The organism is Ruegeria arenilitoris (genome assembly GCF_013035315.1).
Lineage (GTDB): Bacteria > Pseudomonadota > Alphaproteobacteria > Rhodobacterales > Rhodobacteraceae > Ruegeria > Ruegeria arenilitoris_D.
This window is the reverse complement of record NZ_WQHP01000003.1, coordinates 235,490-254,860: the sequence shown is the minus strand read 5'-3', so window position 1 is coordinate 254,860 and position 19,371 is coordinate 235,490. Positions and strand designations below refer to the sequence as shown.

Genomic DNA, 19,371 nt, shown 5'->3' with positions numbered 1-19,371 from the left:
CAGTTTATTTCGGATGCATCAATGTTTCTTCAGGAGGGTGAGAATTTCCCATTGGAAACACATCAGCTCCGTCGTTTGGCGCGCAGCGTAGGATCGGCTTGGGTCGGGTCTTCGGGCCAGGGGTGTTTGGGGTATTGCGCCCGCATGTCCTTGCGCACATCCGCATATGACCCTGCCCAGAACCCGGGCAGATCGCGAGTAATCTGGATCGGGCGTTGCGCAGGGGACAAGAGCGTGATCTTCAGCGCCTCTCCACCTATGACCGGATGTTGTGTCACACCGAACAGTTCCTGCAGTCGGACCGAGATCTCGGGCACCGCACCGCCGTAGTCGATGGGCACCTTGCGGCCCAATGGTGTCTGAAACGAGCCCGGTGCGCGGCGGTCGAGTTCCTGCGTCTGCGTCCAATCCAGTCGGGCGCGCAGGGCAGGCAAAAGATCGAACCGCTTCCAATCGTCGGCATTGCGCTGGCCCGACAGCATGGGCAGCAGCCAATCGTCCAGCGTGTCCAATAGCCCATCCAGCGAGAAATCCGGCAGGTCGGCCCCTTCGGCCCGCACCAGCTCGACCCGGGCGGCCAGACGTGCGGCGGCCCCATCCAGACGCAGGCCCAGATCGCGAACGCCGTCCAGCATGGCGAGTGCGACGGCTTCATCCGGCGCGTCCTTCCAGATGCGATCGTCCAATGTGATAGCGCCAAAGCGTTCCTGACGCCGGGCGATGACCCTGCGTTCGCGTTTCGACCACGCGCAGGTGTCGACCCATTCGATCTGATCCGCGAAAAGCTCTCGAATTTCACGCTCTGAGATTTGTGCCGCCATGCGCACCTTGGCCTCTCGCGGGTTTCCATCTGTGTCGGTGACCACCAGATACGGGGCTGCAGCCAGAGTGTCGTCGCTTGCCAGCACCACACCCTTGCCGCCCGACAAGACGTAACGCGGCACGTCGCCTTTGCGGCGCTGCCCGATGCGGTCAGGATAGGCCAGCGCGGCCATCGCTGAAGGGCCAAGCTCTGACCTGTCGCTCTGCGTTTTCAGTCGTTTGGTCTCGGCCTTGATCCGTTCAACGGTCCCAGTGTTGACCTGCCAGACCCGGTTGCGCTGAAACGCGCGCGGGTCGCGCATGGCCTCAAGTCGCAACAGCAGATCCGCAGGGGCTCCTTTCAGTGGATCCCGCTCGGCCATCAACGCGGCCAGTGGCGCGGCATCCGCCCCCGCGGTCACCAACATATGTCCCAACCGCGGATGCAGGGGCAGGGAGGACAGCGCCCGACCGTGATCGGTGATCCGCCCTTTGGCATCCAGTGCGCCCAGCATGGTCAACAGCGCCCGGGCTTCGGCCATTGTGCCTTCGGGGGGCTGCGTCAGGAACGCCAGATCGTCTGGTTCAGCTCCCCAAAGCGCCAGTTCCAGTGCAAGGTCGGTCAGGTCGGCTGCTTCGATCTCGGCTGGTGGGTAGGCGGACAACGCGCCTTCTTCACCCTTGGACCAAAGGCGATAACACACACCCTCGGCCACGCGCCCGGCACGGCCCGCGCGCTGGGTGGCCTCAGCGCGTGTTACCCGTTCGGTGACCAGCCGCGACATGCCCGAGCCCGGATCGAACCGCGCTCGCCGGGCTTGTCCCATATCAACAACAACGCGGATATCCGGGATGGTCAGCGAGGTTTCAGCGATCGAGGTTGCCAGCACTACCTTGCGCCCCGTTTCGGCCGGGGCGATTGCGGCGCGCTGGGCTGTGAATGGCATCGCCCCAAAAAGCGGCCTTACCACGCAGTTGCCGGACAATCGGCTGGACAAGGCCGCCTCGGCCCGGCGGATTTCGCCCTCACCGGGCAGGAAGGCCAGTATGCCGCCTTCTGTTTCGCGCTGGGCCTGAACGACCAGATCAACAAGCGCATCCAGTCGCCTTGCTTGCGCCCCTAGTGGGCGATCCAGCCAGCGGGTTTCAACCGGGTAACTGCGCCCCTCGGATGTGACCAGCGGCGCATTCATCAACTGACCAACGGGTTCGGCATCCAGCGTCGCGGACATGGCCAGCAGGATCAGATCGTCCCGCAGCGCTCCGGTGACCTCAAGGCACAGGGCAAGCCCGAGATCTGCGTTCAGCGATCGTTCGTGGAATTCGTCGAAAATGACCGCGCCGACGCCGGGCAGATCGGGGTCCGATTGCAGCATTCGTGTCAGAATACCCTCGGTTACCACTTCGATGCGGGTTGCTTTGGAAACCTTGGCCTCTCCGCGGACCCGATAGCCAACAGCTTCGCCCGCGCGCTGACCAAGTGTTTCCGCCATCCGCTCTGCCGCGGCGCGTGCGGCCAGCCTGCGCGGTTCGAGCATGATGATCTTGCCCTCACACAGATTGGCCTCGAGCATCGCCAGAGGGACCCGTGTGGTTTTGCCTGCACCCGGAGGAGCCTGCAGAACAGCCCGGCCATGGGCCTGCAGGGCCGCAAGCAAGTCGGGGATGGCGTCATCAATAGGCAGGCGTGGTGTCATTGGCGCTTTATCCGCCAACTGCGGGGCGAGGTCCAGTTCCGCTATTTCCGAACGACAACTGCCGCGCCATAAATCGTCTGCGCTTCGACGCGCGTTGCCCGCATCATATCGCCGAAAGGCACATAGGTGACCGACACGGGAAAACGACTTCCGGTACGCAGGTCGCCGGGCGGATAGCCTGCCAGCCGGGTAAACGCGCCGACGCACCGGATCTGACCTTTTTCCTCAATCCGTCGCGTGAGGGCGATTTCAGTCAGCCGCTCTCCATCAAACAGCTTTTGCCGCAGCGTGCACAGCGAGGCTGTATCCTGATCCCGCAACACCATGAAGATACCCGTCAAAGGGTCCACCGCACCGCGCTGTTGTGCATCTGTCACCGCATACTCGCCGCGATCGCTGATCTTGGGGCCGCTGGCCCGCGCGACGCCATTTCTGTACTCGAGCCGAACACGGGATTCGCGGCGTCCGGTGTCCATATCTTCGATGTACAGTCGGGGGAAGAACCGGTTCCCATCTCGCCTGCCTTGGGCCTCAAGCACGAAACTCACGCGTTTGATCGCTCCGGCCAACCCGGTTGTCGACAGCCGTCCCCGAACAGCATAGCCCGAGGTGCTGAGGTCCGAGGTCAACGCCATTTCGCCCACCTTCACCCCCAGCGCGCGCAGTGCAAACCGGCTTTGTTCGGCGATGCCCGTTGTGGGCAGGCAGAGGATCAGCAGCAACACACAGATGCGAAATGCAGGCATTGGGTACGTTTCCTTGATGCTCCGGTCTGGACAAACTACCCCGCGGGGCGGCAAGTAGTCATGCCGCAAGAGATCGGGGTCGGAATGGAAATAGACAGCCTAGGTGACAAGATTTTGAACGGAGACCGGCGTGCGCTGGCCCGGGCAATCACTTTGGTGGAAAGTGGCCGTGCCGATCACCGTGCGCAGGCGTCGGAATTGCTGGCGCATCTGGCCAAGTCCGGGCGGCAATCGCTGCGCATCGGGTTGTCGGGGACGCCGGGGGTCGGCAAGTCCACATTCATCGAAAGCTTCGGCATGATGCTGATCGCGCAAGGGCTGCGCGTGGCGGTCCTGGCCGTCGATCCCAGCTCGGCCAGATCTGGCGGGTCTATTCTGGGCGACAAGACCCGGATGGAGCGACTGAGCCGCGAGAGGAACGCCTTTATTCGCCCGTCGCCCAGTCAGTCTCATCTGGGCGGTGTCGCCCGGCGCACGCGCGAAGCGATCGCATTGTGTGAAGCCGCTGGGTTTGACGTGGTGCTGATCGAAACTGTCGGTGTCGGGCAGTCCGAGACGGTGGTCTCTGAGATGTCCGATCTGTTCCTGCTGTTGCTGGCCCCGGCGGGCGGCGATGAGTTGCAGGGCGTCAAACGCGGCATCATGGAGATGGCCGACATGATCCTTGTGAACAAGGCGGATGGTGATCTGAAGGCAACAGCCACCAGAACCTGCGCGGACTATGCCGGTGCCCTGCGGCTGCTGCGCAAGCGTCCGCAGGACCCCGAAGGGTTTCCCAAGGCGATGACCGTATCGGCGGTCGAGGAACACGGGCTGGAACAGGCTTGGGGCGAGATGCAGGCTTTGTCTAGTTGGCGGCGCGAGGCCGACCACTGGGAGTCTAACCGCGCGTCTCAGGCGCGGTTTTGGTTCGATCAAGAGGTGCGGCACGCCCTGCTTTCACGACTGGACACGCCAAACGCCCGGGCCGAAATGGACCGCCTGGGATCCGCAGTTGGACAGGGCAGCCTAAGCCCCAGCGTGGCGGCTGACAAAATGCTGAGCATCCTGGCAACACAATAGACGTGACGGCGTCGCAAAGGTGGCAAGTTCGCGGTCGCCATGTATTCTGGATTCGAACACACCTTCTGATTGCACTGCTGATTTAGGGAAGGACACACTGCCCAAACGGGGGCAAACCGAAAGTTAATCGCGTCGAGGACGGTCGAAAATGCCCGATATCAATGGCACGCCTGGTGCTGACAATATCGACGTTACGGGCGATCAGGGTACGCTGAATGGCGCACCGCAGGGGACGCCGATCGATGATATTCGCGCGCTGGGCGGCGATGACGATATCACGGTTGTCAGCAGTACGATCTCTGGCAATGTGCGCGGCAATGCGGGAAATGACACTATCACGGTGTTCAACGCCGAGATCGGCGGGCAGCTGAACGCTGGGCGAAACTCGGACACGGTCACCGTTTACGACGCTTTGATCGGAGACATTCGTCTGGGGCAGGGCAACGACACCCTGAACTTCATCCGAACCGAGGTCACCGGCGATGTTAGGGGCGGCGGCGGTCAGGATTCTCTCAACCTGCCTGTGGGCACTGTTGTGACCGACGCCAATTTCGGGACGTTCACTGTTGTCGCGGGGCAGTCTTACTCCCTGTCCAGTGGCAGTTTCGAGCTGCCCTCAGGTATCGTGGTTTTCTACAGCGGGTTTGAGAATGGTACAGGTTTTTTGTGCTTTACCCGTGACACCCTGATCCAGACACAGAACGGGCCCGTTCCTGTTCAGGACCTTCGAACTGGCGACAGAATCAAAACCCAAGACAATGGTCTGCAACCCATCCGGTGGATCGGACGCCGTCGATTTGGCAGTGCTGTACTGTCCGATGATCCAAGGCGCAGACCCGTGCGCATTCTGGCCGGGGCGCTGGGCGGAGGGCTGCCCGCCCGCGATTTGCTGGTATCGCGGCAGCACCGCATGCTGGTGCAGTCGAAGATCGCCGAGCGCATGTTTGGTACGTCCGAGGTTTTGATCCCCGCGATCAAGCTGACTGCTGTGCCTGGTGTGTTCGTTGACGACTCGGTCGACAGCGTCGAGTATTTTCACCTGCTTTTTGACCAGCATGAGATTGTCTTCGCGGAAAACGCCCCCAGTGAAAGCCTGTTTACCGGTCCCGAAGCGCTGAGGACACTGGATCCCGAAGCGCGGCGAGAGATTTTCGATATTTTTCCCGAGCTGGCCAAAACCAGCCATGCTCCCGAACCTGCCCATTTTATCCCAAAGGGCCGACAGCAGTCGCAACTGATTGCGCGGCATTTGAAAAACAATAAACCTCTGTTGAAGGACCGGTTGCACACCCGCTGACAGGAATATGGTGTGGGGCTAAAGAATCCGCGTGGTGTGTCTTGACCCTTCCGGCGATTCCCACTACACGCATCCAACCAGTTTTCGGGCGCGACTTCGGGTTGCGCCCCTTGTGATTTGGCCGAGGGCATCTGCCCGGCCTCCAGAAACAAAGGAAGAAACCATGTCGCGCCGTTGCGAACTGACCGGAAAAGGCCCGATGACTGGCAACAATGTCAGCCATGCCAACAACAAAACTCGTCGTCGTTTTCTGCCGAATCTGAACGACGTAACCCTGCAGTCCGAAACCCTGGGTCGTGGCGTCAAGCTGCGTATCTCGGCGGCTGCACTGCGTTCGGTGGATCACCGTGGTGGTCTGGACGCGTTCTTGGCCAAAGCCAAGGACGAAGAACTGTCCGCCAACGCACTGAAAGTGAAAAAGGAAATCGCCAAGGCGCAAGCTTCGGCCTAATACCTTTTCCTACAAGATTTCAGGCCCTGTACCGTTCGGTGCAGGGCCTTTTTCGTTTCGGAAGCTTTGTTCGAGAAAACGAATTAAAATTTCGAAATAGGTGAAACTGTTCACATACCCTGCGGCCAGGGCGTCTTATGTTTAGACATATTCATCTGACGGAGTAGTACCTCATGTCTTTCAAGTCATTTAATTCCTTCTCCCTGATGGCTGACTTTTTCAGCAAGTCTGTTGGGGCATGTCTACGTATGCAGCGTCGGGTGAATCGGCTGCACACAAGCCTCACAAAAGGGTCCGTCAAACGTCCTGAACCGGATCGCTGACACTTTCCTCCCGACCCTGGGCTTCAGGCGTATCGGAATGCGCTTGAAGCCCGCTTCGTCTCAGGCATATATCAGCGGTAGGATGAAGCTCGTTCTCAATAGATGCCTGCCGATCGTGGTCTCGCTGCTTGTCGTACTGACAGGCCAGAGCATTGCTGCATCGCGCGGCATGGATCGGGCTGTGGGCCAGATGGTCCTGTGTACCGGATCGGGACCTGTTGTCGTCTATATGGATGCCGAGGGCCAGCCGACCCAAGCCCCGCATTACTGCCCGGACTATGCGCTGACCCTGTTGGGGGCGATAGCCGTGACAGAGCTAACGCTACCCAATGCACCAGACGTTGACCGCCCCGCGCTTGTACGCGCAGGCGGCAGTCTGATTGCGCTACCTGTTCCCGCACAGCCCGCGCGCGCACCGCCTGTAAGTGTTTGACGCAATTATCTAAAACATCAAACGCTTAAATTCAGGAGAGGCGCTATGTCCCTCACATCCAAACTGCTGGCCACGCTGGCTGCCGCAACCCTCGCAACTGCCGCTTTTGCGCAGGACACTATTTCCGTCGATGACGCCTATGCCCGGTCATCAGGCAAAACCGCAAAAGCGGGTGCCGCGTTTATGATGATCCAGAACACAGGTCAGGTTGATGACCGGCTGATCGCAGTGGAATCGGATGCGGCTGCCCGGGTCGAGCTGCACACCCATATCGTTGACGACAATGGTGTCGCCAAGATGATGGAGGTCGAGGAGGGCTTTGCCATTCCCGCAGGTGAAGCACACATGCTGAAGCGTGGTGGTGATCACGTGATGTTCATGGGGCTGACTGCTCCGTTCGAACAAGGCGCGACAGTCCCTGTGACGCTGATTTTTGAGAAGGCCGGCGAGGTTCAGATCGAGATACCCGTTGATCTGGAGCGCAAGGATGCAGGTGGTCACGGCGATCATTCGCACTCGCATTCCAACTAAGGGGACGCCTGTCTTCGGGCCGCGTTGCGGCCGTCATCCATGCGTCAGGCCGGGGTTTCCCGGCCTGATGGCGTTACGGGGCAGGGGTCAACGATGGACCACCCGCATCGCGATGCGGTCATGGGCGCGCTTGAAGCGCACAGCAAGCCAGAACATCACTGCAGCAAAACACAGTGCAGAGAAGGCAATCGCCCAACCCAGTGCCACCATCCCGCTGCCCGGCCAGAACAGCAACGCAAGGCCAATCAGCAGCGCAATCAGTCCGGAATTGCGCATCGTCGCGGCATCCGGATGCGCATCAGGCAGCTGACGCCAGGCCATTAAAGAGCCGATGCCGACGATCAGTGCCCAGGCCCCAAGCAGGAAGAACGCCAGTCGCGCAACTCCTTCGGGCCAGATCACCAGGATAAGCCCGATCACCAGGGCACCGACACCGAATCCGCCGATCAGGCCACGCCGACCGAACCCCAGCAGGGTTAGTGCCCCGTCCAGAAGCAACAACACACCAACCAGCCTTAGCAGTATGGCGATACTGCCCGTGGGCCAGAACAGGGCCGCAATCCCAAGCGCCCCGGCCAGGATGCCGCGCAGAAGGAAGGTCCACCAAAGATCGGCTAGCTGATTGCTCAGCGCGTCCCGGCCATCGAGACTGTCATCGTCCAGGATTTCGCTTTCTGGGATTTGGGGATCTGTCATCGGAAGCTCCTGTTTTGGCGTCACTATAGGCGAGAAAGCGTGAGAGGTGTCTTAGATTTTGACCTATCGACCAGTCAGCAATTGATCGACCCAGGCTGGAACGGTTTCCGTTGCGGGCCCCAGAACGACCTGATCAAAGCTGGACGCGCCAGAGGACGGATCGAGGTTCAACTCAACGGTTCGCGCTCCGGCCATCGCGGCCTCATGCACGAAGGCGGCGGCGGGATAAACCTGACCCGAGGTGCCGATCGCGGCAAAGATAGCCGCCTCAGCCAAATGATCATAGATGCTGTCCATGTGATAGGGCATCTCACCAAACCAGACCACATCCGGGCGGCCCGTAGGGGCTGCGCAGGCGGGGCAGGGCTGTCCGACCGCCATCTCAGGCGGTGCGGCCCAGCGGTGGCCGCAAGCCGCGCAGAGCGCCCCGGCCAGTGTTCCATGCATGTGAATGACGTTCCGCGCGCCGCCCGCTTCGTGCAAGCTGTCGACGTTTTGCGTAACCAGGACGACCTCTCCGGGCCAACCTCGTTGCAGCCGGGCGAGCGCGGCATGCGCTGCGTTGGGTTCGGCCTCGGCCGCCTGAACCCGGCGCGCATTGTAAAACGCATGCACCAAAGCGGGATCACGGGCAAAGCCTTCGGGCGTGGCGACGTCTTCGATCCGATGCTGAGCCCACAGGCCGCCTTCGTCGCGGAACGTGCCCAGCCCACTTTCGGCGGAAATCCCGGCCCCTGTCAGTATGACGATCTTTTCCATCTTGGCCCTTCGCGTTACACCGTGGTTCATGACCCACCGTATCCTGTTCGTCTGTCTGGGCAATATCTGCCGTTCACCTGCCGCCGAGGGTGCCTTTCGCGCACGCGCACCGCATCACACTACTGACAGCGCAGGCACGTCCGGATGGCACATTGGTGACCCGCCATACGGCCCGATGCAAAAGGCGGCGCTGGCGCGCGGGATCAGGTTGGACGACTTGCGGGCGCGCCAATTTGTGGCCGCGGATTTCAACCAGTTCGATTTGATCATTGGAATGGATGCCGACAACATCGCTGATATTGAGGCCCTGCGGCCAGCAGGCAACCAAACCCCAGTGCGTTTGCTTACGGATTTTGCACCCCAACCGGGCGCGGACCATGTGCCCGATCCGTACTATACCCGGGACTTTGACGGCGCGCTGGACCTGATTGAGATTGCGGTTGAAGGGCTTGACGCCCATTTGCGTGGCTAGGTCATCAGCTTCAGGCGATTGTTCAGCCAGGGCAATTGAGCAAGGGCCGGGTCCACGATCTGGCTGCCCATCAGGCGGCGCATCATGCCGGCGACCTCTTGCGGAACCTGATCGGACCAGTCGGTGCGGGTGAACAGTGAAATCGTGCGCGAGACATCACCGATCGGGGCCGGGTGCGCTTCGATTGCGTCGTGAAACCGCGCGGCGCGCATGTAACCCAGCGGTGTCGTAATCGCCCATCCAAGGCCGCGCGCGACCATTGCCATCAAAGCAAGGTGCGAACCGATTTCGAACCTCTCCTCAAAATCCAGCTGGTGCCGGGCCAAATGTGCTTCGATCTGGCGGCTGATCAACTGCTCGCGGGCGTATCGCAGGAAGGGCAGATCCTCCATCGCGTTCTCGGCCCCCTTTGGGGTAACCAGTATGAACGGATCGCGTACCAACGGGTATTCAACCACGTTTTCCAGTACCTCGCCGCTATGGGCTGCGACGACCAGTTGAAGCCGTTGTGCCTCGAGCTCTTCAAACAGGTCCAGGCTGGGCAGAGTGATCAGCTTGAACTTCGACCGGGTCAGGCTTTCAGCCAATAGAGTTGCCAGGCGCGGAGTCAGGTCGTTGTCGAAATCGTCGATCAGACCAACGGAAAGGGTGGCCAGGTGGCCCAGCTCCATCACGGTCAGCTCGCTTTGGGCCATCTGCAGCTCGGCCAGAACCGCCTGCGCACGGGCCAAAAAGCTGCGCCCGGCTTGCGTCAGCCGCATCGGCCGTCGTCCGTGATCCACCAGATCGGTGCCAATAGCTTTTTCGAGATTGCGCAATTGCTGGCTGACCGAAGGCTGACTAAGTCCCGTGATCTCAGCAGCTTGTGCCACCGATCCCGTCCGAGCCAAGGCCTCGAACACTTCGAGCCCGCGCAGGGTCACCCCTTTCATAATCATGGAACACACCTTTCGCTGCGCCTTTTCTGAGGCGCAGGTCGGATCAGGTCAAGCGTCCAGAAAGGGTTAGCTACAGATTGCCTGTGCCATCTGGCCAAAGTTCCGGTACCGATCCCACAGCGCATCGTCGCGCGCGGTTTTCGACATCTTCAACTCTTGCGCCTGATGAGGGTCAGTAAACCACTTGGCCACGGTCTTCTGGTCACTGCGCGTCAGCGCCTGGTTGGCTACCCGCTGGATGCAGTTGCACCGGTCGCGCGTTGCGGCGCTTCGGTCCGATGCCAGACAAGCCCGTTTGATTTGCGCGGCTTCTGCGGGTTGCGGCGCCACGGCCGAAATAGAAGTGGCGCACAGTGCGATAATGAGGAATTGTTTCATGCTCATGCCTCGTTTTTGCCTGCCCGGAGAGATCTGACGCCCCTCTCGGCTTGCGCGGGAGTATGAATCAAACGGTTCTTCGGATCAATGGCCAAGATACTCTGCAACAACAGCGTGGCCTCTTTACGTTTTAGGGCAGGACGGGATGTCCGCATCCCGTTGGGCGCATGAGTGGCGAGGTCGGGGAAAAACAGGCTGTCGGGGTCGTCGGAAGTCGGCACTGGCATGGCCAAAAGGCTTTCTGATGCAGCGCCATTCGCCAGGATCACGCTGTGATGTTCCAGCAGAAAGTGGCAATACCGCGCAGTTTTTGCCATGGATAGCGTCGCGAGACCAACATCGACAAGGCTGATCGCCGGCACAAAAGCCTCTGGCTCACCAAAAAGCAGGTCTGACAGGGGATGTGAGATCAGGACTCTGTGCTGCTGGGACACGTTCAGTCGCGCGAAGGTCGACAGGGTGCCAGCCGGAACTTCAACCATTCTGAACCGCCCGGCGGCAATCACGTCCTGAGTTCCAACCCATTGAACGGGAAGGTAGCCATGATCCTGTGTCTGCACCAAATCACCGGGTTGGATTGTTTCGATGGGAACATTGCCCTTCTTCGTCGCGATGAGCGTGCCGGCGCTGTAACAGATGGGCGTGACATATTCGCCGGAGTCAAAGTTCGGGCCTTCCTGTGTACTGACCACGGTGAGAGGAACGCCTGCCGGAGGAAACTCGCCCGGACCGCCGATAAATGCGATCCCTTCCACGGTGCCGAAGGACGGAGAAGAGTTGTTCACGTTGAACGCGATAGCTTGCCACGTGTTCACACCATCCGTCAGCGTAATACCGTACTCGGCCTCGACCCGCGTTCCGTCGGCGTACGTCACGCCATCGATTGTTTGGTCGCCGTCCAGACGCTGATTACCGTCGTTGTCGCGAAAGTCGGTGTCATTGCCGCCGTCAGATATGAAGACTTCGGTGGCCGTGCGCGTATCAATCGTGATGGTTTGCCCGATCAGGTGAACCCCAGTCCCCTGATTGAGGCCATCTAACCCCTGCGGGACCGAGATGGAAAGCTGGCTTTCCCCCAGAACAAAGATCGAATAATTGGCCAAGGATTACCCTGCTTTCTTGTTTGTGCTTGGGCCATTCAGTGCCATCATCCTACCCATTGGCTGATCTTGGGTAAATGCGACTAGGCAGAAAGACATCATTGCGGCCTTTTCTGCAACGCTTCACCGCTTGACGAGGCCCCAATCTACGGACATATCCCGTTCCATGACAGACCTCGCTCATATCCGCAATTTCTCCATCGTCGCGCATATCGACCATGGCAAATCCACCCTTGCTGACCGGCTCATCCAAGAGACCGGAACGGTCAAGGATCGCGACATGAAGGAACAGCTGCTCGACAGCATGGATATCGAGCGTGAGCGGGGCATCACAATCAAGGCCAACACGGTTCGCATCGACTATACTGCGGATGACGGTGAGAAGTATGTGCTGAACCTGATCGACACCCCCGGCCACGTTGACTTTGCCTATGAGGTCAGCCGGTCGATGCGCGCGGTCGAGGGCTCTCTGCTGGTCGTGGACTCGACCCAAGGCGTCGAGGCGCAGACGCTGGCGAATGTGTATCAGGCCATCGATGCCGATCATGAGATTGTGCCGGTGCTGAACAAGATCGACCTGCCCGCGTCCGACTGTGACCGCGTGGCCGAACAGATCGAGGATGTGATCGGCATCGACGCGACCGACGCCATTCAGGTGTCCGCCAAGACGGGTCAGGGCATCCACGAGACGCTTGAGGCCATCGTGCAGCAACTGCCCGCACCGCAGGGCAATCTGGACGCGCCGCTCAAGGCGATGCTGGTCGACTCGTGGTATGACGCCTATCTCGGCGTCATCGTTCTGGTTCGCATCATGGACGGTACGTTGAAAAAGGGCATGCGGGTCAAGTTCATGTCGAACAATACCCTGCACCATGTCGACCGCGTCGGCGTCTTCCGTCCTGAGATGGAGATGGTGGACTCACTTGGCCCCGGTGAGATCGGCTTTCTCACCGCTTCGATCAAACAGGTCCGCGACACCCGCGTCGGTGACACCATCACCAATGATCGCAACGGGACTGAGGACGCGCTGGACGGTTTCAAACCCGCGCAGCCGGTGGTGTTCTGTGGCTTGTTCCCCGTCGACAGTTCCGAATTCGAAGACCTGCGCGATGCGATCGACAAACTGGCGCTCAACGACGCCTCGTTTTCGTTCGAAATGGAAACCTCGGCTGCGTTGGGCTTTGGCTTCCGCTGCGGCTTCCTCGGGCTGTTGCACCTTGAGGTCATCCGCGACCGGATCGAACGCGAATATGATATCGAGCTCATCACCACCGCGCCGTCGGTGATCTATCACGTCTACATGAAAGACGGTGAGATGATCGAGCTGCACAACCCCGCCGACATGCCCGACCCCTCCAAGGTCGATCATATCGAGGAGCCACGTATCAAGGCGACCATTCTTGTGCCCGACGAGTACCTCGGCGACGTGCTGAAACTCTGCCAGGACCGCCGCGGCATCCAGCTGGACCTGACCTATGCCGGTTCCCGCGCCATGGTCGTCTATGACCTGCCGCTGAACGAGGTCGTCTTTGACTTTTACGACCGCCTGAAATCTGTGACCAAGGGCTATGCCTCGTTTGACTATCAGATGACCGGCTATACCGAGGACAATCTGGTCAAGATGTCGGTGCTGGTGAATGACGAACCCGTCGACGCGCTATCAACCATGGTTCACCGCGACCGGGCCGAGATGCGCGGCCGGGCGATGTGCGAAAAGCTCAAGGACCTGATCCCGCGCCACATGTTCAAAATCCCGATCCAGGCCGCAATCGGGGGCAAGGTCATCGCCCGCGAGACCCTCTCGGCCCTGCGCAAGGACGTGACCGCTAAGTGCTACGGAGGCGACGCCACGCGGAAACGCAAACTGCTGGACAAGCAGAAGGCGGGTAAGAAGAAGATGCGCCAGTTCGGGAAGGTTGATATCCCGCAAGAGGCGTTTATTTCAGCTTTAAAGATGGACAGCTAAGGCTGTCCATTTTGATCTAGTCGGTGCTATGCCGCTTCTGGATCTGCGTCTGTCTGTCCAAGTTCAGCCAGTTCACTCCAAACAGCCTCTGGGATACTCCAATCAGCCCATTCGAGTGTCTGCCTGACATGTTGTGGCCATGTAACCCCACACACCGTTGAGGCAATGTTCGCGTCCCGCATCGAAAACTGAAGCGCCAGTGCGCCCAAGGGTACATCATGTCGAGAACAGATATTCTCAACTTCGCGAACGGGCGCGAGCGTCTTTTCGGTGGTTGGTCTGTAGACATAAAAGTGATGCAGTGAACTACCTCTAGCAAGCAGTCCGCCAGCGTATGGAGCAGCGTTCAAAATGGTGATGCCTTTAGAATTTGCAAATTCAATCAGAGGCGCTGCATTCACGTTCACAAGCGTGTGCCGGTTGTGCGTCATTACCACGTCGAAATCCCTGTCCCGCAGCATCGGCATCAGCACATCCAGCCGTCCACCCGCAAGCCCAACGGCGGTCGCCAAGCCTTCCTCTTTCATCCGGAACAACTCGTCTAGTGCCCCTCCGCTACGGGTTATCTCTGAAACGTTCCCGGCGTATTCCGGGTCGTGCAGGCTCAAGATGTCAACGCGCTCCACGCCGAGTGCCTGAAGGCTTTGTTCGAGCGACCGTCTTGCCTGGTCAGCATCAAAAACGCTTGTATCCATATCTCGGTCGATTTTTGTCGACAGAATTCGACCTTCAGGCATGCCACCAAGTTCCCGAATGACGTTGCCGATGCGCTCTTCGCTTCGCCCCAGCGCATAGCCTCTGGCGGTGTCGATAAACCCGTCCGGGCGATCAAGAATGGTGTGCAATGTGTCCCGCGCCCTGTCCTCGTCAACTTCGTACCCGTAGATCTGTGGAATACTTCCGATACCCGTAGATCCGAAGCCTATTGGCGGAATTCTGATGCCGGTTTTTCCGATTTCCTTGGTCTGTTGCATACCATCCTCCCATTCCCCGGTTTGACCCTTCAATTTTGAACAGGCCGTGTCTTTGGCGCAAGTTTGGTGCCCAAACGACGTGAGTTTTCTTTTTATTGTTTTATTTTAGATATTTAAGTTATTTTCGACTGGTGCGCGTCTAAGGCTACTCTAAACTCTTCATGAAGTTTCCCTAAGGTAAGTTGCAACCGCCGTCGCTCCTCCCAATTTGTTCAGCAGGCCAGAAACGGCCCTGATCTCAGGAGGAGAGCCCATGACCAGATTTATGACTGCCGGAGCAGCCGCTCTGGCCACAAGCCTCACATTGGCCACCGCTGCGATGGCCGACACGCCCGATCTGCGCGGGATTTGGACAGCCAGCCAGACGACGGTCTCGCCGTCGAACGCCGCTAGCGGGGATGCGCCCCGGTTCAACCAGTCTGAGTGGGTGCTCGACATCCAGAAGCAGCAGGACAACGTGTTCTGGGGCCCCAGCAAGTGGCGTCGCAACGCCAGTGATGACTGGACCATGTATGAGGCCACCGGCGCCGTCAGCCAGGATGGCTCTGGCAAGATCGGGATCGTCGAAAGTTCGGCCGAGCCCACGATAGGGGTGAACGCGCTGATTGATGCGCGGTACGAAGATGGAAAGATTTACGCGGATTTCCGTAGCCTGCGAACCGGAACGACCTACAGCACCGTTCTGGAACGTCAGGTGAACTGAAGCGGTTCCGGCCCGGTCCGGCTGTAGGGGGTACTGGCTGCATCCGTGTTGCGGCGCGTAAGAGGTAATCCCGGTCGGGTCGGAACGCTTCTCAAAATTGAAAGACAAGTCTCCACAGGGAGGAGACGGGTCGGGCGGCTTGGATTTTCCAACCCAGGTGTGATGCCGTCCGACCCCTTCGCAGATTTGTTGATTCGACCCGGTGTGATGGGTCAATCACGCAAAGTTCGGCCTTCTGGGCCTTTGCGGGTGCAGAAAAACGCCCAAAACTGGGCCATTTGACCGGCTGCAGCCTTTTCCCGCGTCAAAGCCGCCCGGATGTTGAATTTCCCGACTTATCCACAAAATCCTCCCGGCGGATATCAACACGTTATCCCCGTCTAATTTTCATGCTGCAGTGCTATTTTCTTGCCGGATGAGGACCCCAGTGTAACAGTCTAATCACCGCACGAGTTCTTAGGAGCCCGGGCGGGACGCAAAGACCAAGGGGGTCAAGCCAGACAGAGCGAATCTTAGGATTTTGCTTTATCTGAAAAGACTTACCGGTGGATGATCAGATGATCTGAGTGTCAAACCCAGGCCATTTGATCAGACTCTCAGAAGGTTGATGCGTGTTGCGTGACACTTTGCGGTGTCGTGCGGCGGCCATGGTCCTTAACAGGGTCGCGGCAACTGGATCGGGGCGTCCCTCGGGCGTGTCGACCCGGCAAGGCGTCAGGAGTATTCGCAAGGATACATGCATGGACCGCGTCTGCGCACCTGACGCCTTTTCCTTTTCCGCAATAACCGGGCTGCCACTCTGCCCCCGACTGAAATGGGAACGGGGTTCTTGTGTTTCCACAAGAACCCCGAGATCGTGTCAGAAATGCAATACCGCGTCTATGCACCTGTAGGGATCAGAGTACACTGATCAGGCGCATATCTCAACCACATCTTGTGGCGAGGGGCGACTTGGTCGCAAAATACGGAAAGTCAGATGTTTTGCTGAACGTCAGTTGCAGCGTTTTGAATTGCGTCGCCTGCCTTTTCGATGTCCTTGCCGGCGCCCTTTGCAGTTTCGCATGCCGCAAGTGAAAACAGGGCTAGCCCAACCAGAATTGCTCGGATCATCGGTACCTCCATTTTGCTTTTTGTACGTCGTGGGTAACAGCTTTCTTCGGCTGTAACCAGAGTTTAGCCGCAGAGATCAGAGCATGTTGCAAAGGTCTAAAGACCGCACAGTGACTGCTGCACGGGGCAGGCTAAGTGTACGGCCTGATTTCTGGGCTCACCCGGAAGGGTCAATCTGACAGTTTCAGCCTTTCTCGTCGTTGCAAAAAAGTTCGTAAACGACTTCCAGCATCCGGCGCGGGCGGTCGTCAGCCAGGCGATAATAAATCGCTTTGCCTTCCCGGCGGGGAATCACAAGGCCCTCAAGACGCAGTCTGGAAAGTTGCTGAGACACAGCCGCTTGTCGGGCGGACAACAGGTCTTCCAATTCGGTTACGGATTTTTCGCCAGAGACCAGGTGGCACAGGATCATCAGGCGGCCTTCATGACTGATAGCCTTAAGGAAATTCGATGCTCGGGTCGCATTGCCCGCCATCCGATCGAAGTCGTCAGATGACATTTTCTGTGAAATCTGAGGCAGAGCCATTGGTGTTTTCCTTTCGGGCCCGAAGCCGGGCGCGTGGTGTTTTTTTGAGTGGTCCGCTGTGGCGCGGTGCGTTTTGCTACACGTTATGATCATGAATTTCTATATGCATGGATCAAAATGCCGTGATGGAAAAAGGGGAACTTATCCCGTTACGCGTCAAACCGCTATTGCGACGCGCCTCTTCAGACCTGCGTTAGAGGCGTCTTAGCGGCGATATTTCTGGCCCCCCTTGCAGCCCCCCCGTGCCAATACTAAGACTCGGGTAACGTTTCTTCGGGTAGTGTCCCGATCCATAGCAAAGCAGGCAGGTTCTCATGTTCGATCCCGTTGATACCTATATGAATACGCTCGTTCCCATGGTCGTCGAGCAGACCAGCCGGGGTGAGCGGGCATACGACATTTTCTCGCGTCTTCTGAAAGAGCGGATCATTTTCATCAACGGTCCGATCCATGACGGTATGAGCCACCTGGTCGTTGCGCAATTGCTGCACCTCGAGGCTGAGAACCCGAACAAGGAAATCTCGATCTACATCAACTCGCCCGGCGGCGTGGTCACCAGCGGTTTGTCGATTTACGACACAATGCAGTATATCAAGCCGAAATGTTCCACATTGGTAATCGGTCAGGCGGCCTCGATGGGGTCGGTTTTGCTGGCCGGTGGCGAGAAAGGGATGCGCTTTTCGCTGCCCAACAGCCGGATCATGGTGCACCAGCCCAGCGGCGGTTATCAGGGTCAGGCCAGCGACATCATGATTCACGCAGCTGAAACGCAAAAGCTGAAGGATCGCCTGTATGACATCTACGTGCGTCATACCGGCCAGACCAAAAAAGCGGTTGAAAAAGCCTTGGATCGTGACAATTTCATGAGCCCGGAAGAGGCAAAAGACTGGGGTCACATCGACGAAATCGTCGAAAACCGCGCCAAAATGGATGGTGATGACGCCTAAGATTTCGTCCCCGCGTCAACGGCGCGGGGAACATTTTTGAGATTGTAGCCGCCCCAGTGGTGGCCTAAGCTGCACCAACAGGTGGCATGCGCGGTCCAGAATGGGCCGCAGAGACGAAGCCCGAAAGGTAGAACATGGCGACGAATTCAGGCGGTGACGGCAAAAACACGCTCTACTGTAGCTTCTGCGGCAAGAGCCAGCATGAAGTCCGCAAGCTGATTGCCGGTCCGACCGTTTTCATCTGTGATGAATGCGTCGAGCTGTGTATGGACATCATCCGCGAAGAGACGAAGGCCAGCGGGCTGAAGTCCAGCGACGGAGTGCCGACACCCAAAGATATCTGCGAGGTTCTGGACGATTACGTCATCGGTCAGGCCACCGCCAAGCGGGTTCTGTCGGTTGCCGTGCACAACCACTACAAACGTCTGAACCACGCCCAGAAAGCGGGCAGCGATATTGAGCTGGCCAAGTCGAACATCCTGCTGATCGGCCCGACCGGTTGCGGCAAGACCTTGCTGGCGCAGACGCTGGCACGCATTCTGGATGTGCCGTTCACCATGGCGGATGCAACCACGCTGACCGAAGCCGGTTATGTGGGCGAAGATGTCGAAAACATTATCCTGAAACTGCTTCAGGCCAGCGAGTACAACGTCGAACGCGCGCAGCGTGGCATTGTCTATATCGACGAGGTCGACAAGATTACTCGTAAGTCCGAAAACCCCTCGATCACGCGCGACGTGTCGGGTGAGGGCGTTCAGCAAGCGCTGCTGAAACTGATGGAAGGTACGGTGGCATCGGTTCCGCCTCAGGGTGGCCGCAAGCACCCGCAGCAAGAGTTTCTGCAGGTCGACACCACGAACATCCTGTTCATCTGCGGCGGTGCGTTTGCGGGTCTGGACAAGATCATCGCGCAGCGCGGCAAGGGCTCGGCCATGGGCTTTGGCGCCGATGTGCGTGACAATGACGATCGCGGCGTGGGTGAGATCTTTAAGGATCTGGAACCCGAAGATCTGCTGAAATTCGGCCTGATCCCGGAATTCGTTGGCCGTCTGCCGGTTCTGGCGACGCTTGAGGATCTGGACGAAGACGCTCTGGTCACGATTCTGACCAAGCCCAAGAACGCTCTGGTCAAGCAGTACCAGCGTCTGTTCGAACTGGAAGATGCGGAACTGGCCTTTACCGACGACGCCTTGAAAGCGATCGCCAAGAAAGCCATCGAGCGGAAAACCGGTGCACGGGGCCTGCGCTCGATCCTCGAAGACATCCTGTTGGATACCATGTTCGAACTGCCGGGTATGAAAAATGTGACCGAGGTTGTAGTGAACGAAGAGGCTGTGTCGTCGGACAAACAACCGCTTATCATTTACGCGGATGCGGCTGAATCGGCTTCCGCTGGTTAAGTTCCAATCGATTTACCAAACACGGCGCGGCACTGACCGCGCCGTTTTCTTGTGAGGCACC

Annotated in this window: 20 protein-coding genes; 10 read left to right on the top strand and 10 right to left on the bottom strand. The window is 58.7% G+C overall.

Annotation, left to right across the window (positions count from 1 at the left end):
* Positions 1-62 precede the first annotated feature (62 nt).
* Both hrpB and GOV53_RS08590 read right to left on the bottom strand, forming a co-directional pair.
* A complete protein-coding gene (gene hrpB, locus GOV53_RS08595) occupies positions 63-2,498 on the bottom strand; it encodes an ATP-dependent helicase HrpB (protein ID WP_170465427.1) in 2,436 nt (811 codons plus the stop codon).
* Between the two features lie 41 nt (positions 2,499-2,539).
* Positions 2,540-3,244 (bottom strand): DUF3108 domain-containing protein, encoded by a 705-nt coding sequence (locus GOV53_RS08590; protein WP_170465425.1) that lies wholly within the window; start codon positions 3,242-3,244, stop codon positions 2,540-2,542.
* 84 nt (positions 3,245-3,328) lie between these two features.
* On the opposite strand from GOV53_RS08590, the gene meaB reads away from it, so the two are divergent.
* The 5 genes from meaB (at position 3,329) to GOV53_RS08565 (ending at position 7,341) form a co-directional block, all read left to right on the top strand.
* Positions 3,329-4,306, top strand: coding sequence for a methylmalonyl Co-A mutase-associated GTPase MeaB (meaB, locus tag GOV53_RS08585; protein ID WP_170465916.1), 978 nt, complete (start codon positions 3,329-3,331; stop codon positions 4,304-4,306).
* Positions 4,307-4,454: 148 nt separating this feature from the next.
* Entirely contained in the window at positions 4,455-5,603 is a 1,149-nt protein-coding gene (locus GOV53_RS08580) for a Hint domain-containing protein (RefSeq protein WP_170465423.1), read from the top strand.
* Positions 5,604-5,766: 163 nt separating this feature from the next.
* On the top strand, positions 5,767-6,054 hold the full coding sequence (gene rpmB / locus GOV53_RS08575; protein ID WP_170426633.1) for a 50S ribosomal protein L28: 288 nt from the start codon (positions 5,767-5,769) through the stop codon (positions 6,052-6,054).
* A gap of 405 nt (positions 6,055-6,459) precedes the next feature.
* On the top strand, positions 6,460-6,810 hold the full coding sequence (locus GOV53_RS08570) for a hypothetical protein (protein ID WP_170426632.1): 351 nt from the start codon (positions 6,460-6,462) through the stop codon (positions 6,808-6,810).
* Positions 6,811-6,855: 45 nt separating this feature from the next.
* Complete coding sequence (locus tag GOV53_RS08565; protein WP_170426631.1) at positions 6,856-7,341, top strand: copper chaperone PCu(A)C; 486 nt, start codon at positions 6,856-6,858, stop codon at positions 7,339-7,341.
* Positions 7,342-7,428: 87 nt separating this feature from the next.
* On the opposite strand, the gene GOV53_RS08560 is transcribed toward GOV53_RS08565, so the two are convergent.
* Both GOV53_RS08560 and GOV53_RS08555 read right to left on the bottom strand, forming a co-directional pair.
* Complete coding sequence (locus GOV53_RS08560) at positions 7,429-8,037, bottom strand: HdeD family acid-resistance protein (protein ID WP_170465421.1); 609 nt, start codon at positions 8,035-8,037, stop codon at positions 7,429-7,431.
* Positions 8,038-8,100: 63 nt separating this feature from the next.
* The gene (locus GOV53_RS08555) at positions 8,101-8,796 is read right to left on the bottom strand and encodes an NAD-dependent deacylase (protein WP_170465419.1); all 696 of its coding nucleotides are present in this window, start codon (positions 8,794-8,796) and stop codon (positions 8,101-8,103) included.
* Between the two features lie 28 nt (positions 8,797-8,824).
* Here GOV53_RS08555 and GOV53_RS08550 point away from each other — a divergent pair, with 28 nt between their 5' ends.
* Positions 8,825-9,268, top strand: coding sequence for a low molecular weight protein-tyrosine-phosphatase (locus GOV53_RS08550; RefSeq protein WP_170465912.1), 444 nt, complete (start codon positions 8,825-8,827; stop codon positions 9,266-9,268).
* Here the strand turns inward: GOV53_RS08550 and GOV53_RS08545 are convergent.
* The 3 genes from GOV53_RS08545 to GOV53_RS08535 all read right to left on the bottom strand — a co-directional run bounded on the left by GOV53_RS08545 (position 9,265) and on the right by GOV53_RS08535 (position 11,687).
* Positions 9,265-10,206, bottom strand: coding sequence for a LysR family transcriptional regulator (locus GOV53_RS08545; protein ID WP_170465416.1), 942 nt, complete (start codon positions 10,204-10,206; stop codon positions 9,265-9,267). The genes GOV53_RS08550 and GOV53_RS08545 overlap by 4 nt on opposite strands.
* A gap of 66 nt (positions 10,207-10,272) precedes the next feature.
* A complete protein-coding gene (locus tag GOV53_RS08540) occupies positions 10,273-10,584 on the bottom strand; it encodes a hypothetical protein (RefSeq protein ID WP_170426627.1) in 312 nt (103 codons plus the stop codon).
* A 2-nt stretch (positions 10,585-10,586) separates the two neighbouring features.
* Complete coding sequence (locus tag GOV53_RS08535) at positions 10,587-11,687, bottom strand: Hint domain-containing protein (RefSeq protein WP_170465414.1); 1,101 nt, start codon at positions 11,685-11,687, stop codon at positions 10,587-10,589.
* 163 nt (positions 11,688-11,850) lie between these two features.
* On the opposite strand from GOV53_RS08535, the gene lepA reads away from it, so the two are divergent.
* Complete coding sequence (lepA, locus tag GOV53_RS08530; RefSeq protein WP_170465412.1) at positions 11,851-13,650, top strand: translation elongation factor 4; 1,800 nt, start codon at positions 11,851-11,853, stop codon at positions 13,648-13,650.
* 26 nt (positions 13,651-13,676) lie between these two features.
* Here the strand turns inward: lepA and GOV53_RS08525 are convergent, their stop codons facing one another.
* A complete protein-coding gene (locus tag GOV53_RS08525) occupies positions 13,677-14,624 on the bottom strand; it encodes an aldo/keto reductase (protein WP_170465410.1) in 948 nt (315 codons plus the stop codon).
* 253 nt (positions 14,625-14,877) lie between these two features.
* Between GOV53_RS08525 and GOV53_RS08520 the strand changes: the two genes are divergently transcribed.
* A complete protein-coding gene (locus GOV53_RS08520; protein ID WP_254439232.1) occupies positions 14,878-15,327 on the top strand; it encodes a hypothetical protein in 450 nt (149 codons plus the stop codon).
* 972 nt (positions 15,328-16,299) lie between these two features.
* On the opposite strand, the gene GOV53_RS08515 is transcribed toward GOV53_RS08520, so the two are convergent.
* Both GOV53_RS08515 and GOV53_RS08510 read right to left on the bottom strand, forming a co-directional pair.
* Positions 16,300-16,437, bottom strand: coding sequence for an entericidin A/B family lipoprotein (locus GOV53_RS08515; RefSeq protein ID WP_170426623.1), 138 nt, complete (start codon positions 16,435-16,437; stop codon positions 16,300-16,302).
* Between the two features lie 184 nt (positions 16,438-16,621).
* Positions 16,622-16,963 (bottom strand): ArsR/SmtB family transcription factor, encoded by a 342-nt coding sequence (locus GOV53_RS08510; RefSeq protein WP_170465408.1) that lies wholly within the window; start codon positions 16,961-16,963, stop codon positions 16,622-16,624.
* A gap of 314 nt (positions 16,964-17,277) precedes the next feature.
* On the opposite strand from GOV53_RS08510, the gene GOV53_RS08505 reads away from it, so the two are divergent.
* Entirely contained in the window at positions 17,278-17,910 is a 633-nt protein-coding gene (locus tag GOV53_RS08505) for an ATP-dependent Clp protease proteolytic subunit (protein ID WP_170426621.1), read from the top strand.
* Between the two features lie 134 nt (positions 17,911-18,044).
* Complete coding sequence (gene clpX / locus GOV53_RS08500; RefSeq protein WP_039532395.1) at positions 18,045-19,310, top strand: ATP-dependent Clp protease ATP-binding subunit ClpX; 1,266 nt, start codon at positions 18,045-18,047, stop codon at positions 19,308-19,310.
* Positions 19,311-19,371 lie beyond the last annotated feature (61 nt).